The sequence below is a fragment of the Peribacillus sp. P4_C12 genome, from assembly GCF_056402095.1.
Genome location: NZ_JBFUIB010000823.1, coordinates 1 through 1,293, shown reverse-complemented (window position 1 = coordinate 1,293; position 1,293 = coordinate 1). Strand labels below are relative to the sequence as shown.

The following is a 1,293-nucleotide window of genomic DNA, read 5'->3' as shown; positions in this document are numbered from 1 at the left end:
CAATAGCCGCATACATAGCAGCTATTGTACCGCCAAGACAAAAACCCATTACAGTTATCTCTGACGCTCCGGAGTGTCGTAATGCGCGCTGGACTCCTTTTTGAATGTAATCGACGATATAATCATCAATCGAGATGTCACCATCTTCATAGCCTGGACTTCCAAAATCAAGCAAATACACTTCAAACCCTTCATTTACAAAAGCTTCTATTAAGCTATTACCTGGAGCTAAATCGAGAATTAACGGGGTATTGATGAGTGAATAAATTAGAAAAACCGGCACGTTATATCTTTTTTTTACCGCCGGATAATACCAAAGTGTAGATTTATTTTTTTTCCACACCGAAATTTTTGGTGTTAATCCCATTTCCGGCATAGGCTGATTGGGAATATCCGAAAAATGTTTCCATTTAGATATCGATTTAGGTTGATTTTTTGGCACCTTCCGTTTAGACATTTCTATTCCTCTGTCCAACAAATTTTAAATCTTGTAATTGGTTTATTAAATCTAAAATCCTTTTTTTATTCTCTTCCTTTTTGTTAGATTCCCCTCTTGAGTTCATTTTTTTACTACCTTCCTTTTTGTTAGATTCCTCTCTTGAGTTCATTTTTTTACTACCTAATGAATAAACGACCCCTAAATCACTCAAAGAAGGTTGACTTCTAAGAAACCCATTTCTTTCTGGAATTACAGTGGAAAGTAGCTCTTCTAATTTGTCAATTTTTTCTTCGAGCTGGAGGACTAATTTCGCAATATTGGCTACATCTTTTTTTGTAGGATAATTCATGATAATGGACCTTCTTTCTGAGGCCTCCTGCATCTTTATTATCTCTGGAACCTGCATTTGTGAACTTCTACTAACTGATTCTATTAACTCCCTATTATTTATTAACTCCTGAATTTTACTATTCAACTGTTGCTCTTTTTGTTTGCCGAACACTTTTAGCTCTTTATATAAATCTGATTTTTTTTCTGTCATATATATCGTTCCTCTCTTCTCCGATTATGCTAATGCTGCTATACCTCCATCAACGATTAAAACATGTCCAACCAAATAATCGGACGCTTTCGAGGCTAAAAAAACGGCGGCTCCTTTTAAATCCTCTTCATTACCATACCGGCCAGCCGGAGTTTGACCTACGATGTCAAAGTTGGATTCTTCAAGGATTTTTTTTGTGATTTTAGTCGGGAAAAAGCCTGGTGCTATCGCATTGACTTGAATCCCGTGTCTAGCAAGTTTAACCCCTAAATCCTTAGTCATTGTTATCACAGCGCCCTTACTTGTGTTATAA

3 protein-coding genes are annotated in these 1,293 nt (G+C 36.4%); all 3 read right to left on the bottom strand.

Going from position 1 to position 1,293, the window contains the following annotated elements:
• The coding region (locus AC1DUW_RS29370) for an alpha/beta fold hydrolase (protein ID WP_477644250.1) at nucleotides 1–457 on the bottom strand (457 nt) is incomplete at its 3' end.
• The gene (locus AC1DUW_RS29365; protein WP_053346464.1) at nucleotides 450–980 is read right to left on the bottom strand and encodes a hypothetical protein; all 531 of its coding nucleotides are present in this window, start codon (nucleotides 978–980) and stop codon (nucleotides 450–452) included. The genes AC1DUW_RS29370 and AC1DUW_RS29365, both read right to left, overlap by 8 nt.
• A 24-nt stretch (nucleotides 981–1,004) precedes the next feature.
• On the bottom strand, nucleotides 1,005–1,293 hold a 289-nt coding region (locus tag AC1DUW_RS29360; RefSeq protein WP_477644249.1), incomplete at its 5' end, for an SDR family oxidoreductase.

What these genes read in the sequence shown, in the direction of transcription:
- AC1DUW_RS29365 (WP_053346464.1), bottom strand. Translation starts at nt 980, where the DNA reads ATGACAGAAAAAAAATCAGATTTATATAAAGAGCTAAAAGTGTTCGGC.